Origin of the sequence: Mycobacterium sp. E3198, assembly GCF_001667015.1 — a bacterium.
GTDB lineage: Bacteria > Actinomycetota > Actinomycetes > Mycobacteriales > Mycobacteriaceae > Mycobacterium.
Genome location: NZ_LZIS01000056.1, coordinates 1 through 20,745 on the forward strand (window position 1 = coordinate 1; position 20,745 = coordinate 20,745).

18 protein-coding genes are annotated in these 20,745 nt (G+C 71.0%); 16 read left to right on the forward strand and 2 right to left on the reverse strand.

The annotated features are described in order from the left end of the window. Positions 1–105: 105 nt before the first annotated feature. The 3 genes from A5673_RS06650 (at position 106) to A5673_RS06660 (ending at position 2,889) form a co-directional block, all read left to right on the forward strand. Entirely contained in the window at positions 106–2,169 is a 2,064-nt protein-coding gene (locus A5673_RS06650) for a penicillin-binding protein 2 (RefSeq protein ID WP_068228834.1), read from the forward strand. 68 nt (positions 2,170–2,237) lie between these two features. Beyond that, the gene (locus A5673_RS06655; RefSeq protein WP_156747944.1) at positions 2,238–2,471 is read left to right on the forward strand and encodes an AbrB/MazE/SpoVT family DNA-binding domain-containing protein; all 234 of its coding nucleotides are present in this window, start codon (positions 2,238–2,240) and stop codon (positions 2,469–2,471) included. Beyond that, entirely contained in the window at positions 2,434–2,889 is a 456-nt protein-coding gene (locus tag A5673_RS06660) for a type II toxin-antitoxin system VapC family toxin (protein ID WP_231970911.1), read from the forward strand. The genes A5673_RS06655 and A5673_RS06660 overlap by 38 nt, the downstream gene beginning before the upstream one ends. 13 nt (positions 2,890–2,902) lie before the next feature. Here the strand turns inward: A5673_RS06660 and A5673_RS28180 are convergent, their stop codons facing one another. Then, complete coding sequence (locus tag A5673_RS28180; RefSeq protein ID WP_082958577.1) at positions 2,903–5,047, reverse strand: sensor domain-containing protein; 2,145 nt, start codon at positions 5,045–5,047, stop codon at positions 2,903–2,905. Between the two features lie 127 nt (positions 5,048–5,174). Continuing rightward, positions 5,175–5,426, reverse strand: coding sequence for a hypothetical protein (locus tag A5673_RS06670; RefSeq protein WP_068228840.1), 252 nt, complete (start codon positions 5,424–5,426; stop codon positions 5,175–5,177). Between the two features lie 177 nt (positions 5,427–5,603). On the opposite strand from A5673_RS06670, the gene A5673_RS06675 reads away from it, so the two are divergent. The 13 genes from A5673_RS06675 to A5673_RS06735 all read left to right on the forward strand — a co-directional run bounded on the left by A5673_RS06675 (position 5,604) and on the right by A5673_RS06735 (position 20,637). Then, the gene (locus A5673_RS06675) at positions 5,604–7,184 is read left to right on the forward strand and encodes a UDP-N-acetylmuramoyl-L-alanyl-D-glutamate--2,6-diaminopimelate ligase (RefSeq protein ID WP_068228842.1); all 1,581 of its coding nucleotides are present in this window, start codon (positions 5,604–5,606) and stop codon (positions 7,182–7,184) included. After that, positions 7,181–8,713 (forward strand): UDP-N-acetylmuramoyl-tripeptide--D-alanyl-D-alanine ligase, encoded by a 1,533-nt coding sequence (murF, locus tag A5673_RS06680; protein ID WP_068228845.1) that lies wholly within the window; start codon positions 7,181–7,183, stop codon positions 8,711–8,713. Before A5673_RS06675 ends, murF begins: the two co-directional genes overlap by 4 nt. Continuing rightward, a complete protein-coding gene (mraY, locus tag A5673_RS06685; RefSeq protein ID WP_068228847.1) occupies positions 8,710–9,789 on the forward strand; it encodes a phospho-N-acetylmuramoyl-pentapeptide-transferase in 1,080 nt (359 codons plus the stop codon). Before murF ends, mraY begins: the two co-directional genes overlap by 4 nt. Then, positions 9,789–11,246, forward strand: a complete 1,458-nt coding sequence (murD, locus tag A5673_RS06690) for a UDP-N-acetylmuramoyl-L-alanine--D-glutamate ligase (RefSeq protein ID WP_068228851.1) — start codon at positions 9,789–9,791, stop codon at positions 11,244–11,246. The genes mraY and murD overlap by 1 nt, the downstream gene beginning before the upstream one ends. A gap of 6 nt (positions 11,247–11,252) precedes the next feature. Continuing rightward, entirely contained in the window at positions 11,253–12,905 is a 1,653-nt protein-coding gene (gene ftsW / locus A5673_RS06695) for a putative lipid II flippase FtsW (protein WP_068228949.1), read from the forward strand. Further along, positions 12,902–14,107: an undecaprenyldiphospho-muramoylpentapeptide beta-N-acetylglucosaminyltransferase gene (murG, locus tag A5673_RS06700; RefSeq protein WP_068228853.1), complete on the forward strand. Its 1,206-nt coding sequence runs from the start codon at positions 12,902–12,904 to the stop codon at positions 14,105–14,107. The genes ftsW and murG overlap by 4 nt, the downstream gene beginning before the upstream one ends. Before the next feature lie 50 nt (positions 14,108–14,157). Further along, entirely contained in the window at positions 14,158–15,585 is a 1,428-nt protein-coding gene (gene murC / locus A5673_RS06705; RefSeq protein WP_068228952.1) for a UDP-N-acetylmuramate--L-alanine ligase, read from the forward strand. Beyond that, positions 15,582–16,514 (forward strand): cell division protein FtsQ, encoded by a 933-nt coding sequence (gene ftsQ / locus A5673_RS06710; protein WP_068228856.1) that lies wholly within the window; start codon positions 15,582–15,584, stop codon positions 16,512–16,514. The genes murC and ftsQ overlap by 4 nt, the downstream gene beginning before the upstream one ends. Positions 16,515–16,778: 264 nt before the next feature. Continuing rightward, positions 16,779–17,930 (forward strand): cell division protein FtsZ, encoded by a 1,152-nt coding sequence (ftsZ, locus tag A5673_RS06715; RefSeq protein WP_068228956.1) that lies wholly within the window; start codon positions 16,779–16,781, stop codon positions 17,928–17,930. Positions 17,931–18,007: 77 nt separating this feature from the next. Next, complete coding sequence (pgeF, locus tag A5673_RS06720) at positions 18,008–18,715, forward strand: peptidoglycan editing factor PgeF (protein ID WP_068228858.1); 708 nt, start codon at positions 18,008–18,010, stop codon at positions 18,713–18,715. A gap of 4 nt (positions 18,716–18,719) precedes the next feature. Further along, complete coding sequence (locus A5673_RS06725; RefSeq protein WP_068228862.1) at positions 18,720–19,502, forward strand: YggS family pyridoxal phosphate-dependent enzyme; 783 nt, start codon at positions 18,720–18,722, stop codon at positions 19,500–19,502. 66 nt (positions 19,503–19,568) lie between these two features. Then, entirely contained in the window at positions 19,569–20,225 is a 657-nt protein-coding gene (locus A5673_RS06730) for a cell division protein SepF (RefSeq protein WP_068228865.1), read from the forward strand. 118 nt (positions 20,226–20,343) lie between these two features. Next, positions 20,344–20,637: a YggT family protein gene (locus tag A5673_RS06735; RefSeq protein ID WP_066963410.1), complete on the forward strand. Its 294-nt coding sequence runs from the start codon at positions 20,344–20,346 to the stop codon at positions 20,635–20,637. Positions 20,638–20,745 lie beyond the last annotated feature (108 nt).

Sequence of the window (20,745 nt, forward strand, 5' to 3'; positions counted from 1 at the left end):
CCCGGTGGTGGCGCCGGTCATCCCCGGCGTCCCCGCGCAGCCCGGCGTGCCGGCTAACGGCGGACAGTTCGGCCCCCTGACCGCCGCGGCGCCGGGCGCGGCCCGGTGAGCCGGCGCGAGCCCGGCCGCAGCGGCCGGTCGCAGTCCGCGCGGCCGACCCGCGGTCCCCGCAAACCGCAGGAGCCCAAGGGGGCCCGGCAACCGAAGCGGCCCCGTAAGGCCGCGCCTGCCCAGCAGGCGGCGGACGCGCGCGGGCGGAAGCGGTTCCGGAAAACCAAGGAGGCCAAGCAGACCCGGCCCGATCCGGTGGACACCGGTCACTCGGCGCGGCAGCGACGCACCCGACAGATCGTGGAAGTGGGGTCGCGCGGCGCGTCGTTCGTCTTCCGGCACCGGGCCGGCAACGCGGTCATCTTGGTGCTGATGCTGGTGGCGGCGGCCCAGCTGTTCATGCTGCAGGTCAAGGACGCCCCCAAGCTGCGGGCCCAGGCGGCCGGCCAGCTCAAGGTCACCGACGTCGAGAAGGCGGTGCGCGGCAGCATCGTCGACCGCAACAACCAGCAGCTCGCGTTCACCATCGAGTCGCGCGCATTGACGTTCCAGCCCAAGCGGATTCGCCAGCAACTCGATGAGGCGAAACGGAAGAACCCGGCCGCCCCCGACCCGCAGGAGCGGCTGCGCGACATCGCCAAGGAGGTCTCCACCCGACTGAACAACAAGCCCGACTACCAGACCGTGCTGAAGAAGCTGCAGGGCAACGACAACTTCGTCTACCTGGCGCGCGCCGTCGACCCGGCCGTGGCCAGTGCGATCTCCGAGAAGTTTCCCGAGGTCGGCTCCGAGCGGCAGGATCTGCGCCAGTATCCCGGCGGATCGCTGGCGGCCAACATCGTCGGCGGCATCGACTGGGACGGCCACGGGCTGCTGGGGCTGGAGGATTCCCTGGACTCCGTTCTCTCGGGCACCGACGGCTCGGTCACCTACGACCGCGGGTCCGACGGCGTCGTCATCCCCGGCAGCTACCGCAACCGGCACCGGGCGGTCAACGGGAAGACGGTCCAGCTGACCCTCGACGACGACATCCAGTTCTACGTGCAGCAGCAGGTCCAGCAGGCCAAGAATCTGTCTGGGGCGCATAACGTTTCGGCCGTCGTGCTCGACTCCAAGACCGGCGAGGTGCTGGCCATGGCCAACGACAACACCTTCGACCCCTCGCAGGACATCGGGAAGCAGGGTGACCGGCAGCTGGGCAACCTGGCGGTGTCCTCGCCGTTCGAGCCCGGCTCGGTGAACAAGGTGATCACCGCGTCCTCGGTCATCGAATACGGGCTGTCCAACCCCGACGAGGTGCTGCACGTGCCCGGCTCGATCAACATGGGCGGCGTCAACGTGCACGACGCCTGGGACCACGGCGTGATGCCCTACACCACCACCGGGGTGTTCGGGAAGTCGTCGAACGTCGGCACCCTGATGCTGGCGCAGCGCGTCGGCCCGGAACGCTTCTACGACATGGTCCGCAAGTTCGGGCTGGGCCAGCGCACCAACGTGGGACTGCCCGGCGAGAGCGCGGGGCTGGTCCCGCCCATCGACCAATGGTCGGGCAGCACCTTCTCCAACCTGCCCATCGGCCAGGGCCTTTCGATGACCCTGCTGCAGATGACCGACATGTATCAGACCATCGCCAACGACGGCCTGCGGGTACCGCCGCGGATCATCAAGGCCACCATCGCCCCCGACGGCACCCGCACCGAGGAACCGCACCCCGAAGGGGTCCGGGTGGTCTCGCCGCAGACCGCCCAGACCGTGCGCGGCATGCTGCGCGCCGTCGTGCAAAAAGACCCGATGGGCTACCAGCAGGGCACCGGGTCGGCGGCCGCGGTGCCCGGTTACCAGATGGCCGGCAAGACGGGCACCGCCCAGCAGATCAACCCCGGATGCGGCTGCTACTTCGACGACGTCTACTGGATCACCTTCGCCGGCATGGCCACCGTCGACAATCCCCGCTACGTCATCGGCATCATGATGGACAACCCGCAGCGCAACGCCGACGGCTCGCCCGGGCATTCGGCGGCCCCGCTGTTCCACAACATCGCCGGCTGGCTGATGCAGCGGGAGAACGTGCCGCTGTCACCGGATCCCGGCCCGCCGCTGACGCTGCAGGCCACCTAGGCGCGCCGGCCACGCGCGCGCCGTTGTCGAGGGGGGCGGACGTACCAACGTCACGGTAACATAATGGTATGCGCACTACCATTGATAAGGCCGGGCGCTTGGTGATTCCAAAATCACTGCGCGAGCAGTCCGGCATCATCGCGGGCGAGGTGGAGATCTCGGTCGAGGGCGCCGCCATCCGGATTGAGAGCGTGGTGGCCGACGGGCTCGACGAAGTCGACGGGCTTCTCCTGTTGCCCAGCGGTGGGGCGACACTCGACGACGATGCGGTCAGGGAGTTGCGACTTGGCGACCAACGCTGAGCATGTGCTCGTCGACACCAGCGCGGCGCTGGCACTGGCACAACGAGAGAACCCCTTTCACCGCGCGGCACGGGCTCGGCTCCTCGGGTGCCGTCGGGGGATGTCAGGGCACGCAGCGGTGGAGCTGCTATCGGTCCTCACCCGGTTGCCACCACCACAACGCCTGAGTCCGGCGGCGGCACTTCGCTTGGAAGTGACGAATTTCCCGGATTCTCGCTTCCTGTCGGCAAACGACGGCAACGAGCTATTGCGGGAGTTCGTCGACGCGGGCTTGTCCGGCGGTGCGTTCTACGACGGCCTGGTCGGCGCGGCTGCCCGCGAGCACGGGTTGCCGCTCATCACGTGCGACCGCCGCGCCGAATCGACGTATCGGGCGCTTGGCGTCACCTACGAGCTGCTGTCGCGGGTCAACAGGTAGCTCCGCGGCATTCTCATCCGGTCGTGCGGACTTTGGCGGCGATTTGATGGGCGATGTCGACCGCCGCGTCGGCCACGTCGTACTTGCATGCTTTGATGTCGATGGCGACGTTCTTGACGACGCTCAGCGCCCGCTGGCATTGGCGGCTGACGTTGTCTGTTTGATTTTCGGGCGCGCTGAGGGTGCCGTTTGTGTTCGAGATCGACCCAACGGCCCACGGACTGCCGCCGGTGGTGTACTCCCGGTTGGAACATGCCAGCCAACTTTGGGCCGAGGCAGCGGAGAAGGCGGTCGCCCTCTCAGCCGACGGAAACAGCACGACCGCCTCCGCGACCCGGTAGTTCGCGGAGGAGTCCTGCAGAATCTGCCCGCGCATGCCAAACCACCCACTGCCGACGTACGCGCCGTCGCCGGTGACCGCCGGGTGGTTCACCGACTGGCATGCCTTATCCGACACGCTCGGATCCTCGCCCCAGCCGCTTACGGTTGTGGGTTGCGAGGCGACCATATCGGTTGCACCCATGGCGGCGTTGATTTCGTCGGGTGTGAGCAGCAGGCCGTCCAGCTCCCCCCCCAAGACCGGAGTCTCCGTGGGTTCGGATGCCTGCGAGTGCTGCTGTCTGGCAACGGTATTGACGACTACGGCCGCAACGATGCCGACAACCGCAATCAACATCGCGATTCCGATCGGGGAGCGTAGAAAGGCAGCCGGCTCGTCGGGGCCGGACGCCGTGGCGGCCGGCGACCGCTTTTTCTTAGCGTCCGGACCGAAAAAGTCTCTGCTCGACCGCGTCACCAGCAACAGAGGAATCGCCACCAGCGCAACTAATGCGACCAGGGAGGGAAGGAAGGCGCCCATGAGGCGACCGATGGGGGCGGGAAAAAGGAAGCTGCCGGCCAACGCCAGGGGCGCGGCAACGAACAACACCGTTCGGGTGGTGCCCCGCCATGCGGCGACGGCACCCCATGCGAGCAGGGCCACGATCGCCAACTTCGCAATCAAGCCGACCATGAAGAGTTGACGGAAAACGACGGTGTACGTAACCAGTAGAGCGGCGTCCAGGACGGCGATGACCGCCGCGGCCGTAACGGTCCACGGCCGGCGCTCGGCCGTGGCGGGCGCGGCAGACACGGCCGCGGGCCTTGCCGGCGGTGGCGATGTCGCGGCCTTGGGAGGGCTCGGTGGTTTGGCGCGCGCGGCGCGCGCGGCCGGCGTCGACGGCCTGGAGCGGACGACGGGTGTCGGCGGGGGATCGAGCGCGGTGGCGGCCGGGGCCGACGCCGCGGCTTTCTTGCTGTATTGGGCGCGTTCGATGGCGTGGCCGAGAACGTAGGTCCACGCCTCGGGCAGTGGGCGTTGCTGTGGCGGGTTGGTCAACGTGTCGGTGATGATCTGGCGCAGCAGGTCGGGCGTCGCCGCGGGCAGGTGGGCGGGGTTCTTGGTGTCGTGGTCGCCGGCCAACAGCCGCAGGGCGAGAAGGCCGAGTTTGTAGGTGTCGGAGTAGACGGTGGCCAGTTCCTCTCCCGGGGGAACCTGCCATCCGGGTGTCTCGACCTGACGCAGCGCCGAGACGCCGTTGATGCGCATGGCGTCGCAGTCGATGAAATAGACGCCGGGATGCGGGGTGAGGGAGAACAAGAGGTTCTTCGGCGAGATGTCGCCGACGCAGACGCCGTGTTGGTGCAGGAACGCCAGCGCGGAGGCGGCCTCGCGGAGCAGCGAATAGCGTTGGGCCTCAACGAGATCGATGCCACGCGCCTCCAGGACCGACGGATGATTGAGCAGGTGTTGAAATTCGGCGGTGGTTGACGACACTCCTTTGACCGTCGTTAGGGGGATGAAGAACTCTTGGGGGATGGCGGGCATCACGAATCCAGTGGGTGTGCCCCCGTCTTCGACGAGCGCGCAGGGCCAGGCCGCGATGGAGATCAGCCGTTCGGCCTGCGCGTAGGAGAGCGAGTCCTCCACCAGGGCGGGCATGGCGGCCAGGGCGCTGAAATCGATGTCGGCACGCGTCTGAGGCTTGTATTCCTTGAAGACCATCGAGGCCGCGAACTTGGTTTTGACGTTGGGCGCGGCATAGACGATCCCCTGGCCGCCCTGACCAATCTTGGTCAACTCGCCCAGCCTGTCGCGCTGTATCACTTGGGCGGTCATGGCAGACCTTTCACGACATCGGCGAGCACCGATCGTTGCAATCGGCCTGGCGACCATCTTCGAAGATTCTCGCCGTATTTGTATAGAGCCTGACGACGGCCGGTATACAGCCGCAGCCGCACCCCTTTCAGCCCTTTTTCTTTGCCAGGGCGTCCTGGCAGCCCTGGATCCACTCCTGCTGGTTGAGGCCCTGCGCCTGATTCGTCGCCCAGGAGCCGCAGATGGTCGAGGCGCCCATCATTCCGGCCTGCGCCTGCACCAACTCATTGCCGTCGGCGAACTGGAATCCCTTGTTGTAGGCGTCGCTGTGGCCGGCTGAGCCGCACGCGGCGAGGACGGCGGCGGTGAGCAGGCCGGCGGCGGTGAGAGCGATCTTCATTGGTGTAACCCCTTCATGCGGTGACGGCCGGTTTGCCGTTACCCGGCCAATGCGCCGGGCATCCGAAGGTTGCGGCAAACGCCTTGAAGGAATCTTGGGAAGCAGCGGCTGACACCGGCGCGGGCCGCGGGTAAACCCGGCACCGGGCTGCGGCTAGGTAGGGTGTCATGGCTGATCATGGCTGATCATTTCAGCGGGGTGACGTCGGAGGGAGGTGCGGCCGTGGTACCGACTGGTCTGCGCCCGACCTCCGGCCCGGGGGTCCGGTTGGCCGCGCTGGCGGCCCAGGTCGGCGCGGTGATGGCCGACGGGGTGGCCGTCCCCGACATGCCGGTCACCGGGGTGACCCTGCGCGCGCAGGACGTGCGGCCCGGCGATTTGTTCGCGGCGCTGCCGGGCTCGACCACGCACGGCGCCCGCTTCGGCGGCGACGCCATCGAACGCGGCGCCGTCGCGGTGCTCACCGACGCCGCCGGCGTCGTTGAGATGGGCTCCCGAGCCGCCGCGGTGCCGACCCTGGTGCACCCGGCGCCCCGCCGCGTGCTCGGCGGCCTGGCCGCCGCGGTGTACGGCAACCCGTCGGAGAAGGTCACGGTCATCGGGATCACCGGGACGTCGGGCAAGACCACGACCACCTACCTGGTCGAGTCGGGGCTGCGTGCCGCCGGTCGCACCGCGGGGCTGATCGGCACGATCGGCATACGCATCGACGGCGCCGACATCCCGAGCGCGCTGACCACCCCGGAGGCCCCCGACCTGCAGGCGATGCTCGCGGCGATGGCCGAGCGCGGGGTCGACACCGTCGTCATGGAGGCCTCCAGCCACGCCCTGACCCTGGGCCGGGTGGACGGCACCGCGTTCGCGGTGGGCGCCTTCACCAACCTGTCGCGCGACCACCTCGACTTCCACGGCACGATGGCCGACTATTTCGCTGCCAAGGCCGTCTTGTTCGACCCCGCCTCGCCGCTGCGCGCGCGAAAAGCCGTGGTGTGCGTCGACGACGACGCCGGGCGCGCGATGGCCGAGCGCGCCGGTGACGCGATCACCGTCAGCGCCGCCGGCCACCCCGCCCGCTGGCGCGCCACGGACGTGGCGCCGCTGGGCGCGGGCGGGCAAGAGTTCACCGTCGTCGACCCCGCCGGCGTGCACCACCGCGTCGGCGTCCGGTTGCCGGGCCGCTACAACGTCGCCAATTGCCTTGTCGCGCTGGCGATCCTCGACGCGGTGGGGGTGTCCCCGGAGCAGGCGGCGCCGGGTCTGCTGCAGACCCGCGTCCCCGGACGCCTGGAGGAGATCGACCGCGGCCAGGAATTCCTCGCGCTGGTCGACTACGCCCACAAGCCCGAAGCGCTGCGCGCCGTGCTGACCACCCTGCGGCGCCCGGGCAGCCGGCTGGCGGTGGTGTTCGGCGCGGGCGGCGAGCGCGACCCGGGCAAGCGGGCGCCGATGGGCGAAATCGCCGCCGGGCTGGCCGATTTGGTGGTCGTCACCGACGACAACCCGCGCGGCGAGGACCCCGAGGCGATCCGCCGCGAGATCGTTGCCGGGACGGCACAGGGCGCCGCCGAGGTCGTCGAGATCGCCGACCGCCGCGCGGCGATCGACCACGCGGTGGCGTGGGCCGGCCCCGGCGATGTGGTCCTGGTCGCCGGCAAGGGCCACGAAACCGGGCAGCGAGCGGCGGGGGAGACGCGCCCGTTCGACGACCGGGTGGAACTGGCGAAGGCGCTGGAAGGCGCCCTGAGGAAGCTCACGTGATCGACCTGACCGTCGCCCAGATCGCCGAAATCGTCGGCGGCACACTGGCCGACATCTCGCCGGAGGCCGCCGCGGACCTGCACGTCACCGGGACCGTCGAATTCGACTCGCACAAGGTCGGCCCCGGCGGGCTGTTCCTGGCGCTGCCCGGAGCCCGCTCCGACGGGCATGACCACGCGGCCTCGGCGGTCGCGGCCGGCGCGGTCGCCGTGCTGGCGGCCCGGCCGGTCGGGGTGCCCGCCGTCGTGGTCGTACCCCGGCCCCGCGCGAGCGGGGGCGGCCTGGCCGGCGTGCTCGAACACGACGTCGACGGCTCCGGCGCGGCGGTGCTGGCCGCGCTGGCCAAGCTGGCCAGGGCCGTGGCCGACGAACTCGTCGCCGGCGGCCTGAAGATCATCGGGATCACCGGGTCGTCGGGAAAGACCTCGACCAAGGACCTGGTGGCCGCCGTGCTCGAGCCGCTCGGCGAGGTGATCGCGCCGCCCGGGTCGTTCAACAACGAGCTGGGCCACCCCTGGACGGTGTTGCGCGCGACCCGAAGCACCGACTACCTGGTCCTCGAGATGTCGGCGCGGCATCCCGGCAACATCGCCGCGCTGGCCGACATCGCCCCGCCGTCGATCGGGGTTGTCCTCAACGTCGGCACCGCCCATCTCGGCGAGTTCGGCTCCCGGGAAGCCATCGCGCGCACCAAAGCCGAACTGCCGCAAGCGGTTCGGCCGCCCGGGGGCGTCATCCTCAACGCCGACGACCCGGTCGTCGCCGCGATGGCCGAGGTCACCGAGGCCAAGGTGGTCCGGGTCGCCCGCGCCGCCCACACCGATTCCGGGCCCAGCGACGTGTGGGCCGAGGGAGTGTCGCTCGACGAATTGGCCAGGCCGCGCTTTACCCTGCACGCGATGGACAGCGCAGTCGACGTGCGGCTCGGTGTGTTCGGCGACCATCAGGTCACCAACGCGCTGTGCGCCGCCGCCGTCGCGCTGGAGTGCGGCGCCGGCGTCGAGCAGGTGGCCGCCGCGCTGCAAGGCGCGGGCCCGGTGTCGCGGCACCGCATGCAGGTCACCACCCGCGGCGACGGCGTCACCGTGATCGACGACGCGTACAACGCCAACCCCGACTCGATGCGGGCCGGGCTGCAGGCCCTCGCCTGGATCGCCCACGGCCCTCAACAAGGTCAAGCCGCAAAGCGCACGAGCTGGGCGGTGCTGGGCGAGATGGCCGAGCTCGGCGAGGACGCGATAGCCGAGCACGATCGCATCGGCCGGCTCGCGGTGCGCTTAGATGTGTCTCGACTCGTTGTCGTGGGAACCGGGAGGTCGATGAGCGCCATGCACCACGGGGCGGTCATGGAGGGCTCCTGGGGCACGGAGTCGGTCAGCGTGCCCGACGCCGACGCCGCCCTTTCGTTGTTGCGCGCCGAGGTGCAGCCCGGCGACGTGGTCCTGGTCAAGGCGTCCAACGCCGCGGGCCTGGGCGCGCTGGCCGAGGCGCTGGCCTCCGACGACCCAGACGGCGGGGCCCGCCCGTGAGACAGATCCTCATCGCGGTCGCCATCGCGCTGACCGTCTCGATCCTGTTGACGCCGGCGCTGATCCGGCTGTTCACCAAGCAGGGGTTCGGCCACCAGATCCGCGAGGACGGCCCGCCGACCCACCACGCCAAGCGCGGCACGCCGTCGATGGGCGGCGTGGCGATCCTGGCCGGCATCTGGGCGGGATACCTGGGCACCCACCTGGCGGGGCTGGCGTTCGACGGCGAGGGCGTCTCGGCGTCGGGCCTGCTGGTGCTGGGCCTGGCCACCGTGCTGGGCGGGGTCGGGTTCCTCGACGACCTGATCAAGATCCGCCGGTCGCGCAACCTCGGGCTGAACAAGACGGCCAAGACGGTCGGCCAGATCGTCGCCGCGGTGCTGTTCGGGGTGCTGGTGCTGCAGTTCCGCAACGCCAACGGCCTGACCCCGGCCAGCGCGAACCTGTCCTACGTGCGCGAAATCGCCACCGTCACACTGGCTCCCGGGCTGTTCGTGCTGTTCTGCGTGGTGATCGTCAGCGCCTGGTCCAACGCGGTCAACTTCACCGACGGCCTGGACGGGCTGGCCGCGGGCTGCATGGCGATGGTCACCGCCGCCTACGTGCTGATCACTTTCTGGCAGTACCGCAACGCCTGCGTCACCGCGCCGGGGCTGGGCTGCTACAACGTGCGCGATCCGCTGGACCTGGCGCTCATCGCGGCCGCCACCGCCGGCGCCTGCATCGGCTTTTTGTGGTGGAACGCCGCGCCGGCCAAGATCTTCATGGGCGACACCGGGTCCCTGGCGCTGGGCGGGATCATCGCCGGCCTGTCGGTCACCAGCCGCACCGAGATCCTCGCCGTCGTGCTGGGCTCGCTGTTCGTCGCGGAGGTCACCTCCGTGGTGCTGCAGATCCTGGCCTTCCGCACCACCGGGCGCCGGGTGTTCCGGATGGCGCCCTTTCACCACCACTTCGAGCTGGCCGGCTGGGCCGAAACGACGGTGATCATCCGCTTCTGGCTGCTCACCGCGATCGCCTGCGGCCTGGGCGTCGCCCTCTTCTACGGTGAGTGGCTGGCCACGATCGGTGCGTGATGAGCGGTCTTGACCCCCTGAGACCGGGCGCGCCCGTGCTGGTGGCCGGCGGCGGCGTGACCGGCCGGGCCGTGCTGGCCGCGCTGACCCGGTTCGGCGCCGCGCCGACCCTGTGCGACGACGACCCGGCCACGCTGCGCCGGTACGCCGAGGACGGCGTGGCCACCGCGTCGACGCCGACGGCGATGGGGCAGCTCGCGCACTACGCCCTGGTGGTGACCAGCCCCGGGTTCTCCCCGGCCACGCCGCTGCTGGCGGCCGCGGCCGCCGCCGGTGTGCCCATCTGGGGCGACGTCGAATTGGCCTGGCGGCTCGACGCCGCGGGCCACTACGGGCCGCCGCACCGCTGGCTGGCCGTGACCGGCACCAACGGCAAGACCACGACGACGTCGATGCTGCACGCCATGCTGACCGCCGGGGGCGAAAGCAGCGTGCTGTGCGGCAACATCGGCGATCCGGTGCTGGACGTGCTCGAGGCGCCCGCCGACCTGCTGGCCGTCGAGCTGTCCAGCTTCCAGCTGCACTGGGCGCCCTCGCTGCGGCCCGAGGCCGGCGTCGTCCTCAACATCGCCGAGGACCACCTCGACTGGCATGCCACGATGGCCGACTACACCGCGGCGAAGGCACGGGTCCTGGGCGGCCGGGTGGCCGTCGTCGGGCTGGACGACGCCCGGGCCGCCGCGCTGCTGGCCACCGCCGCGGCGCCGGTCCGCGCCGGCTTCCGGCTCGGGGAGCCCGCCGCGGGCGAGCTCGGCGTGCGCGACGGCCAGCTGATCGACCGAGCCTTCGCCGACGACCTGGCACTGCTGGCGACCGAATCCATCCCGGTGCCGGGCCCGGTCGGCGTGCTCGACGCCCTGGCCGCGGCGGCCCTGGCCCGCAGCGTCGGGGTGCCCCCGGAGGCAATCGCCAGCGCCGTCAGAACGTTCCGGGTGGGCCGGCACCGGGCCGAGGTTGTCGCCGTCGCCGACGGGATCACCTACGTCGACGACTCGAAGGCCACCAACCCGCACGCCGCCGAGGCGTCGCTGCGCGCCTACCCGCGCGTGGTGTGGGTGGCCGGCGGTTTGCTGAAGGGCGCCTCCGTGGACGCCGAGGTCGCCAGGGTGGCATCCCGGCTGGTCGGCGCGGTGCTCATCGGCCGAGATCGTGGGCAGGTTGCAGAGGCGTTATCGCGACACGCGCCGGATGTCCCCGTCGTCCAGGTTGTGACAGGCGAGGATGCTGATATGAATGCGACTGCTGTGGTTTCTGATACAGATGTGACAGAAGTGAGACCTTCGGGCGGGGACCTCGGCGCTCGCGTCATGACCGCGGCCGTCGCCGCCGCCCGGCAGCTGGCCCGGCCCGGCGACACGGTGCTGCTGGCACCGGCCGGCGCGTCGTTCGACCAGTTCGCGGGCTACGCGGCCCGGGGCGACGCGTTCGCCGCCGCCGTGCGCGCGGCGACCCGGTAGGTGGGCGTGGCTAACGCGCTGACCCGGCGGCTGCGCCGGGGCAAGGCAATCGAGGGCGGCGCGCCCGAGCCGGGCGCGCCGGCGAACGAGTCCGACGCCTCGGACGCCGCGACGGACGTCATCGAAGCCGCCGCCGACCCGGCCGACGCCACGCCCCACGCGGGCGCCAGGGCCAGGCTGGTCGCGATGCCGGGCGGCCTGCGCAGCCGGTTCGGCGCGTGGCTGGGCCGGCCCATGACGTCGTTTCACCTGATCATCGCCGTCACCGCGTTGCTGACGACGCTCGGACTGATCATGGTGCTGTCCGCCTCCGGGGTGCGCTCCTACGGCGCCGACGGGTCGGCCTGGATCATCTTCGCCAAGCAGGTCTTGTGGACGGTGATCGGGCTGATCGCGGCCTATGTCGCGATGCGGGTGTCGGTGCAGTTCATCCGGCGCGTCGCCTTCACCGGCTACCTCATCACCATCATCCTGCTGGTGCTCGTGCTGGTTCCCGGGATCGGCAACCTGGCCAACGGCTCGCGCAAGTGGTTCGTGGTCGCCGGCTTCTCGATGCAGCCCTCCGAGCTGGCCAAGATCGCGTTCGCCATCTGGGGCGCGCACCTGCTGGCGGCCCGGCGCATGGAGCGGGCCTCGCTGCGGGAGATGCTGATCCCGCTGGTCCCGGCCGCGGTCATCGCGCTGGCGCTGATCGTCGCCCAGCCCGACCTGGGCCAGACGGTGTCGCTGGGCATCATCCTGCTGGCCCTGCTCTGGTACGCCGGGCTGCCGCTGCGCGTCTTCGTCACCTCGCTGCTGGCCGTCTTCATGGCCGGCGCGGTGCTGGCGATGTCGGCCGGGTACCGCTCCGACCGGGTGCGGTCCTGGATCAACCCCGAGAACGACCCGCAGGACACCGGCTACCAGGCCCGGCAGGCGAAGTTCGCGCTGGCCCACGGCGGCATCTTCGGCGACGGCCTCGGCCAGGGCGTCGCCAAGTGGAACTACCTGCCCAACGCCCACAACGACTTCATCTTCGCCATCATCGGCGAGGAGCTGGGCTTCATCGGTGCGTTCGGGCTGCTGGCCCTCTTCGGGCTGTTCGCCTACACCGGAATGCGGATCGCGCGCCGGTCGGCCGACCCGTTCCTGCGGTTGGTGACCGCCACCACGACCATGTGGATCCTCGGCCAGGCGTTCATCAACATCGGCTACGTGATCGGCGTGCTGCCGGTCACCGGCCTGCAGCTGCCACTCATCTCCGCCGGCGGAACATCAACGGCCGCAACGCTATTCATGATCGGCATCATGGCCAACGCGGCCCGACACGAACCGGAGGCGGTGGCCGCGCTGCGGGCCGGCCGTGACGACAGGGTGAACCAGCTGCTGCGCCTGCCGCTGCCCCGGCCGTACGTGCCGAGCCGCATCGAGGCCTTCCGCGACCGCAAGCGAGATGGTGCGCCGGCGCCCCGGCGGGCCCCCAAGGCGCCCGCCCGGAAGGCGCCGCGCGGCGCCGACAAGCCGCTGCGCAAGGCGGCCGGCCGGACGGCCGCCCGGCCGGCGCGCCAGTCTGGGGGCGCCGCGCGGGTGCGGGGAGGGCATCATGGAGCAAGCCAGCGGTACGCCGGGCAGCGTCCGACACGGCGAACACGCGCATTGGAAGGTCAGCGTTACGGGTGAACGGCACGATCAAACAGCCGGCCGGCGGGCTGGGGGGAAACCCCTCGCCCGCCGGTGCCGCATCATCGGTTGATTCGGCCCTGTCGGTGGTGCTGGCCGGCGGCGGCACGGCCGGCCACGTCGAGCCCGCGATGGCGGTCGCCGACGCGCTCAGCGCGCTGGATCCCCAGGTCCGCATCACCGCGCTGGGCACCCGACGCGGGCTGGAGACCCGGCTGGTGCCCGAGCGCGGCTATCAGCTCGAGCTGATCACCCCGGTGCCGCTGCCCCGCAAACCCAGCGGTGACCTGGCGCGGCTCCCGCCGAGGGTATGGCGCGCCGTCCGGGAGACCCGCGCGGTGCTCGACGCCGTCGACGCCGACGTCGTGATCGGCTTCGGGGGCTACGTGGCCGTGCCGGCGTACCTGGCCGCCCGCGGCGGGCTCGGGCGCAGGCGGCGCGTCCCGGTGGTGCTCCACGAGGCCAACGCCCGCGCCGGGCTGGCCAACCGGATCGGCGCCCGCAGCGCTGAGCGGGTGCTCTCGGCCGTGCCGGATTGCGGCCTGCCGCGCGCCGAGGTGGTCGGCGTGCCGATCCGGGCGACGCTCACCGCGTTGGACCGCGCGGCGTTGCGCGCCGAGGCGCGCCGGCACTTCGGTTTCGCCGACGACGCGCGGGTGCTGCTGGTGTTCGGCGGCTCGCAGGGCGCCGTCTCGCTCAACCGGGCCGTCTCCGGGGCGGCCGCCGAGCTGGCCGCCGCGGGCGTCAGCGTGCTGCACGCGCACGGACCCAAGAACACCCTCGACCTGCGCGAGCCCGGCCCCGGCGAGCCGCCCTACGTGGCGGTGCCCTACCTGGACCGGATGGACCTGGCCTACGCCGCGGCCGACCTGGCGATCTGCCGGTCCGGGGCGATGACGGTCGCCGAAGTCTCGGCCGTCGGCCTGCCGGCGATCTATGTGCCGCTGCCGATCGGCAACGGCGAGCAGCGGCTCAACGCGCTGCCGGTGGTCAACGCCGGCGGCGGCATGGTGGTCTCCGACGCCGCCCTGACCCCGGCCCTGGTCGCCCGCGAGGTGGCCGGCCTGCTCACCGACCCGCCGCGACTGGCGGCGATGACGGCGGCCGCCGCGAGGGTGGGACACCCCGACGCGGCGCGCCGGGTGGCGCAGGCGGCGCTGGACATCGCGCGCCGGGCGCGGGTCGGCGGGAGAACCACGTGACCGGCGAGCAGGCGCCGCCCGAGCTGCCCCCCGAATTGCACCGGGTGCACATGGTCGGCATCGGCGGAGCCGGAATGTCCGGCATCGCCCGCATCCTGCTGGACCGGGGTGGGCTGGTGTCGGGGTCCGACGCCAAGGAGTCGCGCGGCTTGCACGCGCTGCGGGCCCGGGGTGCCCTGATCCGCATCGGGCACGACGCGTCGTCGCTGGATCAGCTGCCCGGCGGCGTCACCGCGGTCATCACCACCCACGCCGCCATCCCGAAGACCAACCCCGAGCTGGTCGAAGCGCGCCGGCGCGGCATCCCGGTGATCCTGCGGCCGGCCGTGCTGGCCAGGCTGATGGCCGGTCGCACCACGCTGATGGTCACCGGCACGCACGGCAAGACGACCACGACGTCGATGCTGATCGTGGCCCTGCAGCACTGCGGGCGGGACCCGTCGTTCGCCGTCGGCGGCGACCTGGGGGAGGCCGGCACCAACGCCCACCACGGCAGCGGCGACTGCTTCGTGGCCGAGGCCGACGAGAGCGACGGCTCGCTGCTGGAGTACACGCCCAACGTCGCGGTGGTCACCAACATCGAGACCGATCACCTGGACTTCTACGGCAGCGCCGACGCCTACGTCGAGGTGTTCGACTCTTTCGTCGAGCGGCTCGCCCCCGGCGGAGCGCTCGTCGTGTGCACCGACGACCCGGGCGCCGCAGCGCTGGCCGAACGCACCGCCGCGCTGGGCATCCGGGTGCTGCGCTATGGCTCGGGCGGTGACGGGTTGGCGGCCACGCTGTTGTCGTGGGACCAGCAGGGCACCGAGGCCGTCGCACACATCCAGCTGGCCCCGGAGCCCCACCCGCGGGTGATGCGGCTGTCGGTGCCCGGGCGGCACATGGCGCTCAACGCGCTGGGTGCGCTGCTGGCGGCGATCGAGATCGGCGCCTCGGCCGATGCGGTGCTCGACGGGCTCGCCGGGTTCGAGGGCGTGCGCCGCCGATTCGAACTGGTCGGAGCCTCGGGAGCGGGCCAGGCCCCGGTGCGGGTGTTCGACGACTACGCCCACCACCCCACGGAGATCGGCGCCACGCTCGCGGCGGTCCGCGCGCTGCTCGACCAGAGCGGTGGGGGCCGCTGCATCGTGGTATTTCAGCCCCATTTGTATTCGCGCACAAAGGCTTTCGCGGCCGAGTTCGGTCGCGCGCTGGACGCCGCCGACGAGGTCTTCGTCCTCGACGTCTACGGAGCCCGCGAACAACCGCTCACCGGCGTCAGCGGGGCCACCGTCGCCGAGCACGTCAGCGCGCCGGTGCGCTATCTGGCGGACTTCTCGGCGGTCGCCGAGGAGGTCGCCGCGGCCGCGGGACCCGGCGACGTCGTCGTCACGATGGGCGCGGGTGACGTGACCCTGCTGGGGCCCGAGATCGTGACCGCGCTGCGGGTGCGGGCCAACCGCAGCGCGCCGGGCCGGCCCGGGGTGCTGCGATGACCGAGCCGGACCAGCCCACCCCGGCCGGCCCCGAGCAGGCCGACGGCGTGATCACCGAGCCGATCGCGACGGGCGCGGGCGACGACGACGCGGCGCCGGCCCAGGAGGCCGACTTCGAGGGCCCACGCCGGCGGGCCCGCCGCGAGCGGGCGGAGCGCCGCGCCGCCCAGGACCGCGCCCGGGCCATCGAGGAGGCCCGCCGCGAGGCCAAGCGCCGGGCCAGCGGTCGCATCGTCAACCAACCCAAACCCGCCACGCGGGGCGTCGTCCGGGGCCTGAAGATGCTGCTGGGCAGCGTCATCGTGGCCGTCGTCGGGGTCGGCCTCGGACTCATCCTCTACTTCACGCCGGCGATGTCGGCGCGCAACATCGTCGTCACGGGGACCGGAACGGTGACCCGCGAGGAGGTGCTCGACGCGGCGAAGGTGCGGCCCGGCACGCCGCTGCTGCAGATCAACACCAACCAGGTCGCCGAGCGGGTGGCCGCGATCCGGCGGGTGGCCAGCGCCCGGGTGCAGCGCCAGTACCCGTCGGCCCTGCGGATCACCATCGTCGAGCGAGTCCCGTTGGTGGTCAAGGACTTTCCGGACGGCCCGCACCTGTTCGACCGCGACGGCGTCGACTTCGCGACGGCCCCGCCGCCGCCCGCGCTGCCGTACCTCGACGTGGAGAATCCCGGGCCGACCGACCCGGCGACCAAGGCCGCGCTCCAGGTGCTGATCGCGCTGCGTCCCGAGGTCGCGAGCCAGGTCGCCCGCATCGCGGCCCCGTCGGTGGCCTCGATCACGCTGACGCTGGGCGACGGCCGGGTGGTGATCTGGGGGACCACCGACCGCACCGAGGAGAAGGCCGAAAAGCTGGCCGCGCTGCTGACGCAGCCCGGCAAGACCTACGACGTGTCCAGCCCCGACCTGCCGACCGTCAAGTAGCGCGGCCGCGCTCGCGCCGACCTGCCCCGTCGAGCGTCACGCCAGCGTGGCGGACGACGCCGAATGCCACGCTGGCGTGACGCTCGGGCGGCAGCCGAGAGAAAAATTTGCGTGCGACGCGTCGGCGCGCCTGCGGGATAAGCGCGCGTACTACCCATACCGTTCTGTTTGCGCGGAACTACTTGACATAACTCTAACTCTATGGTTGAGGTTGAGGGTTTGCCAGGCCGACACACCGAGTCCCACCAGGGAGGAAGACGAATGATGACCCCCCCGCACAACTACTTGGCCGTCATCAAGGTTGTGGGTATCGGTGGCGGCGGCGTCAACGCCGTCAACCGGATGATCGAACAGGGCCTCAAAGGCGTGGAGTTCATCGCAATCAACACCGACGCCCAGGCGCTGTTGATGAGCGACGCCGACGTCAAGCTCGACGTCGGTCGCGACTCCACCCGCGGGCTCGGCGCCGGGGCCGACCCGGAGGTCGGGCGCCGGGCCGCCGAGGACGCCAAGGACGAGATCGAAGAGCTGCTGCGCGGGGCGGACATGGTGTTCGTCACCGCCGGCGAGGGCGGTGGCACCGGCACCGGCGGGGCGCCCGTCGTCGCCAGCATCGCCCGCAAGCTGGGCGCGCTGACCGTCGGCGTGGTCACCCGGCCGTTCTCCTTCGAGGGCAAGCGGCGAGGCAATCAGGCCGAAAGCGGCATCGCCTCGTTGCGGGAGAGCTGCGACACGCTCATCGTCATCCCCAACGACCGGCTGCTGCAGATGGGCGACGCCGCGGTATCGCTGATGGACGCGTTCCTCAGCGCTGACGAGGTGCTGCTCAACGGCGTGCAGGGCATCACCGACCTGATCACCACCCCGGGCCTGATCAACGTCGACTTCGCCGACGTCAAGGGCATCATGTCCGGCGCCGGCACCGCGCTGATGGGCATCGGGTCGGCGCGCGGCGAGGGCCGCTCGCTCAAGGCTGCCGAGATCGCGATCAACTCGCCGCTGCTGGAGGCGTCGATGGAGGGCGCCCAGGGCGTGCTGATGTCGATCGCCGGCGGCAGCGACCTGGGCCTGTTCGAGATCAACGAGGCGGCCTCGCTGGTGCAGGACGCCGCCCATCAGGACGCCAACATCATCTTCGGCACCGTGATCGACGACTCGCTGGGCGACGAGGTGCGCGTCACCGTCATCGCCGCGGGCTTCGAGGCCAGCGGACCCGGACGCAAGCCGGTCACCGGGGCGGGCGCCGGCGACAAGGGCGGCGCCCACCGTATCGAGGCGGCGAAGGCCGGCAAGCTCAGCTCCACGCTGTTCGAGCCCGTCGACGCGGTCAGCGTTCCCGTTCACACCAACGGTTCGACGCTGAATATCGGTGGCGACGACGACGACGTCGACGTGCCGCCCTTCATGCGCCGCTGAGTCTCATGTCGGTGACAACCGGACCCCGGCGCGCGTCGGGGCGGCGTGGCCGACATCGATTTTCGGATACTGGTCGTGTGAGCGTTCGCATCCGGCGGGTGACGACCACCCGCGCGGGCGGTGTCTCGGCGCCCCCGTTCGACACCTTCAATCTCGGCGACCATGTCGGCGACGACCCGGCCGCGGTGGCCGCGAACCGCAAGCGGCTGGCCGCCGCCCTGGGCCTCGGCGCCCACCGGATCGTGTGGATGAACCAGGTCCACGGCGATCGGGTCGAGGTGGTCGACGGCCCGCAGAGCGCCGCCGTCGACGAGACCGACGCATTGGTGACCGCGACGGCGCGCCTGGCGCTGGCGGTGGTGACCGCCGACTGCGTGCCGGTGCTGCTGGCCGACGCGCGCGCCGGTGTGGTCGCCGCGGCGCACGCCGGCCGCGTCGGCGCGCAGCGCGGGGTGGTGACGCGCGCGGTCGAGGCGATGGTGGCGCGCGGCGCGCGGGCCGGCGACATCTCGGTGCTGCTCGGCCCCGCGGTCAGCGGCCGCAACTACGAGGTGCCCGCCGCGATGGCCGACGAGGTCGAGGCGGCGCTGCCGGGCAGCCGCACCACCACCGCGGCCGGCACCCCCGGACTCGACCTGCGCGCCGGAATCGCTTGCCAGCTCCGCGATTTGGGAGTCACGGCGATCGACACCGATCCGCGCTGCACGGTGGACGACCCGAGCCTGTTCAGTCATCGGCGGGACGCCCCGACCGGGCGGCTGGCCTCGCTGATCTGGATGGAGTGACGGCATGGCGGGGGACATGCCTGCCCACGATCGCGGCGACCGCGAATCGGAATTGACGCATGCGTTGGCCGCCGTGCGATCGCGACTTGCGGCGGCCGCGGAAGCGGCGGGTCGCAATGTCAGCGAAATTGAACTTCTCCCAATTACCAAATTCTTTCCAGCAACCGATGTTGCGATTTTGTCTCGATTGGGTTGTCGCTGCGTTGGCGAATCGCGCGACCAGGAAGCCACGGCGAAGGTCGCCGAAGTCGCTCGGTTGGCCGGCACTTCCGGGCGGGACGACTTGCGGAATATGCACTGGCACATGGTGGGCCGGATTCAACGGAACAAGGCGCGCTCGCTGGCGCAGTGGGCACACACCGCCCACTCGATCGACAGCACCCGCCTGGTCGCCGCGCTCGACCGGGCGGTGTCCGCGGCGCGGGCCGACGGGCGCCGGCACGAGCCGCTGCGCGTCTATGTCGAGATCAGCCTGGACGGCGACGTGTCGCGCGGCGGCGTCGACATCACCGCGACCGGCGCCGTCGACGAGGTCTGCGCGCGGGTCGCGGACTCCCCGGGCCTGGAGCTGCTGGGGCTGATGGGCATCCCGCCGCTGGACTGGGACCCCGCTCGGGCCTTTGACCTGCTGCGATCCGAGCACTGCCGGGTGCTGGATTCGCACCCGAACGCGCTGGGGCTGTCCGCGGGCATGTCCAATGACTTCGAAATCGCCGTCAAACATGGTTCGACATGTGTGCGTGTCGGTACCGCGCTATTGGGTCCGAGGCGGCTACCGTCACCGTGAGTAGTCACTGTAGTCACACCTTCATCACAGACACCAATACTCCCAGGGGCTAGAAGGGTTTACGCGATGAGCACACTGCACAAAGTCAAGGCCTACTTCGGTATGGCTCCGATGGAGGACTACGACGACGAGTACTACGACGACCGGGCTCCCTCCCGGGGCTTCCCGCGCCCCCGGTTCGACGACGGGTACGGCCGCTACGAAGGCCGGTTCGAAGGGCGCGACTACGACGACCCGCGGGGCGAGCCGGCCGACTACGCACCGACCGGCGGCTACCGCGGCGGCTACGCCGACGAGGGACGCTACGGCCCCGTGCATCCGCGCGAGTTCGAACGGCCAGAGATGAGCCGCCCGCGCCTCGGTTCGTGGTTGCGCAATTCCACCCGCGGCGCGCTGGCGATGGACCCGCGCCGGATGGCGATGCTGTTCGAGGAAGGCAGCCCGCTGTCGAAGATCACGACGCTGCGGCCCAAGGACTACAGCGAGGCGCGCACCATCGGCGAGCGGTTCCGCGACGGCACCCCGGTGATCATGGACCTGGTGTCGATGGACAACGCCGACGCCAAGCGGCTGGTCGACTTCGCCGCCGGCCTGGCTTTCGCGCTGCGCGGGTCGTTCGACAAGGTCGCGACCAAGGTGTTCCTGCTGTCGCCCGCCGACGTCGACGTCTCGCCGGAGGAGCGTCGTCGCATCGCCGAGACCGGCTTCTACGCCTACCAGTAGACGCACCCGTTCCGCCGCTCAGCGGGGTCGGCGCACGTGAGATGTGTGCCCGCACCCGAGAATCGGTACGCTGGCGCCTGACATTCGGGTCATCTCATCGGTAAGGTCGGGGCTCCAGTTGGTGCTGTTTTTTCAGATCCTTGGGTTTGCGCTGTTCATCTTCTGGCTGCTGCTCATCGCCCGGGTCGTCGTCGAGTTCATCCGCTCGTTCAGCCGCGACTGGCATCCCACCGGCCTCACCGTGGTGATCCTCGAGATCATCATGTCGATCACCGACCCGCCGGTGAAACTGCTGCGCCGCCTGATCCCGCAGCTCACCATCGGCGCGGTGCGCTTTGACCTGTCGATCATGGTGCTGCTGCTGGTCGCGTTCATCGGCATGCAGCTGGCGTTCGGCGCGGCGCAGACATGAGCCATGCCAAAGCGCACCGCGGCCGGGGGGTGGAGACGGTTCGGCTACGTTTTAGTGTCGGTTCGGCCGCCGCAATTTAAAATTTTTAAGGGTTTGGATTTTATTGGT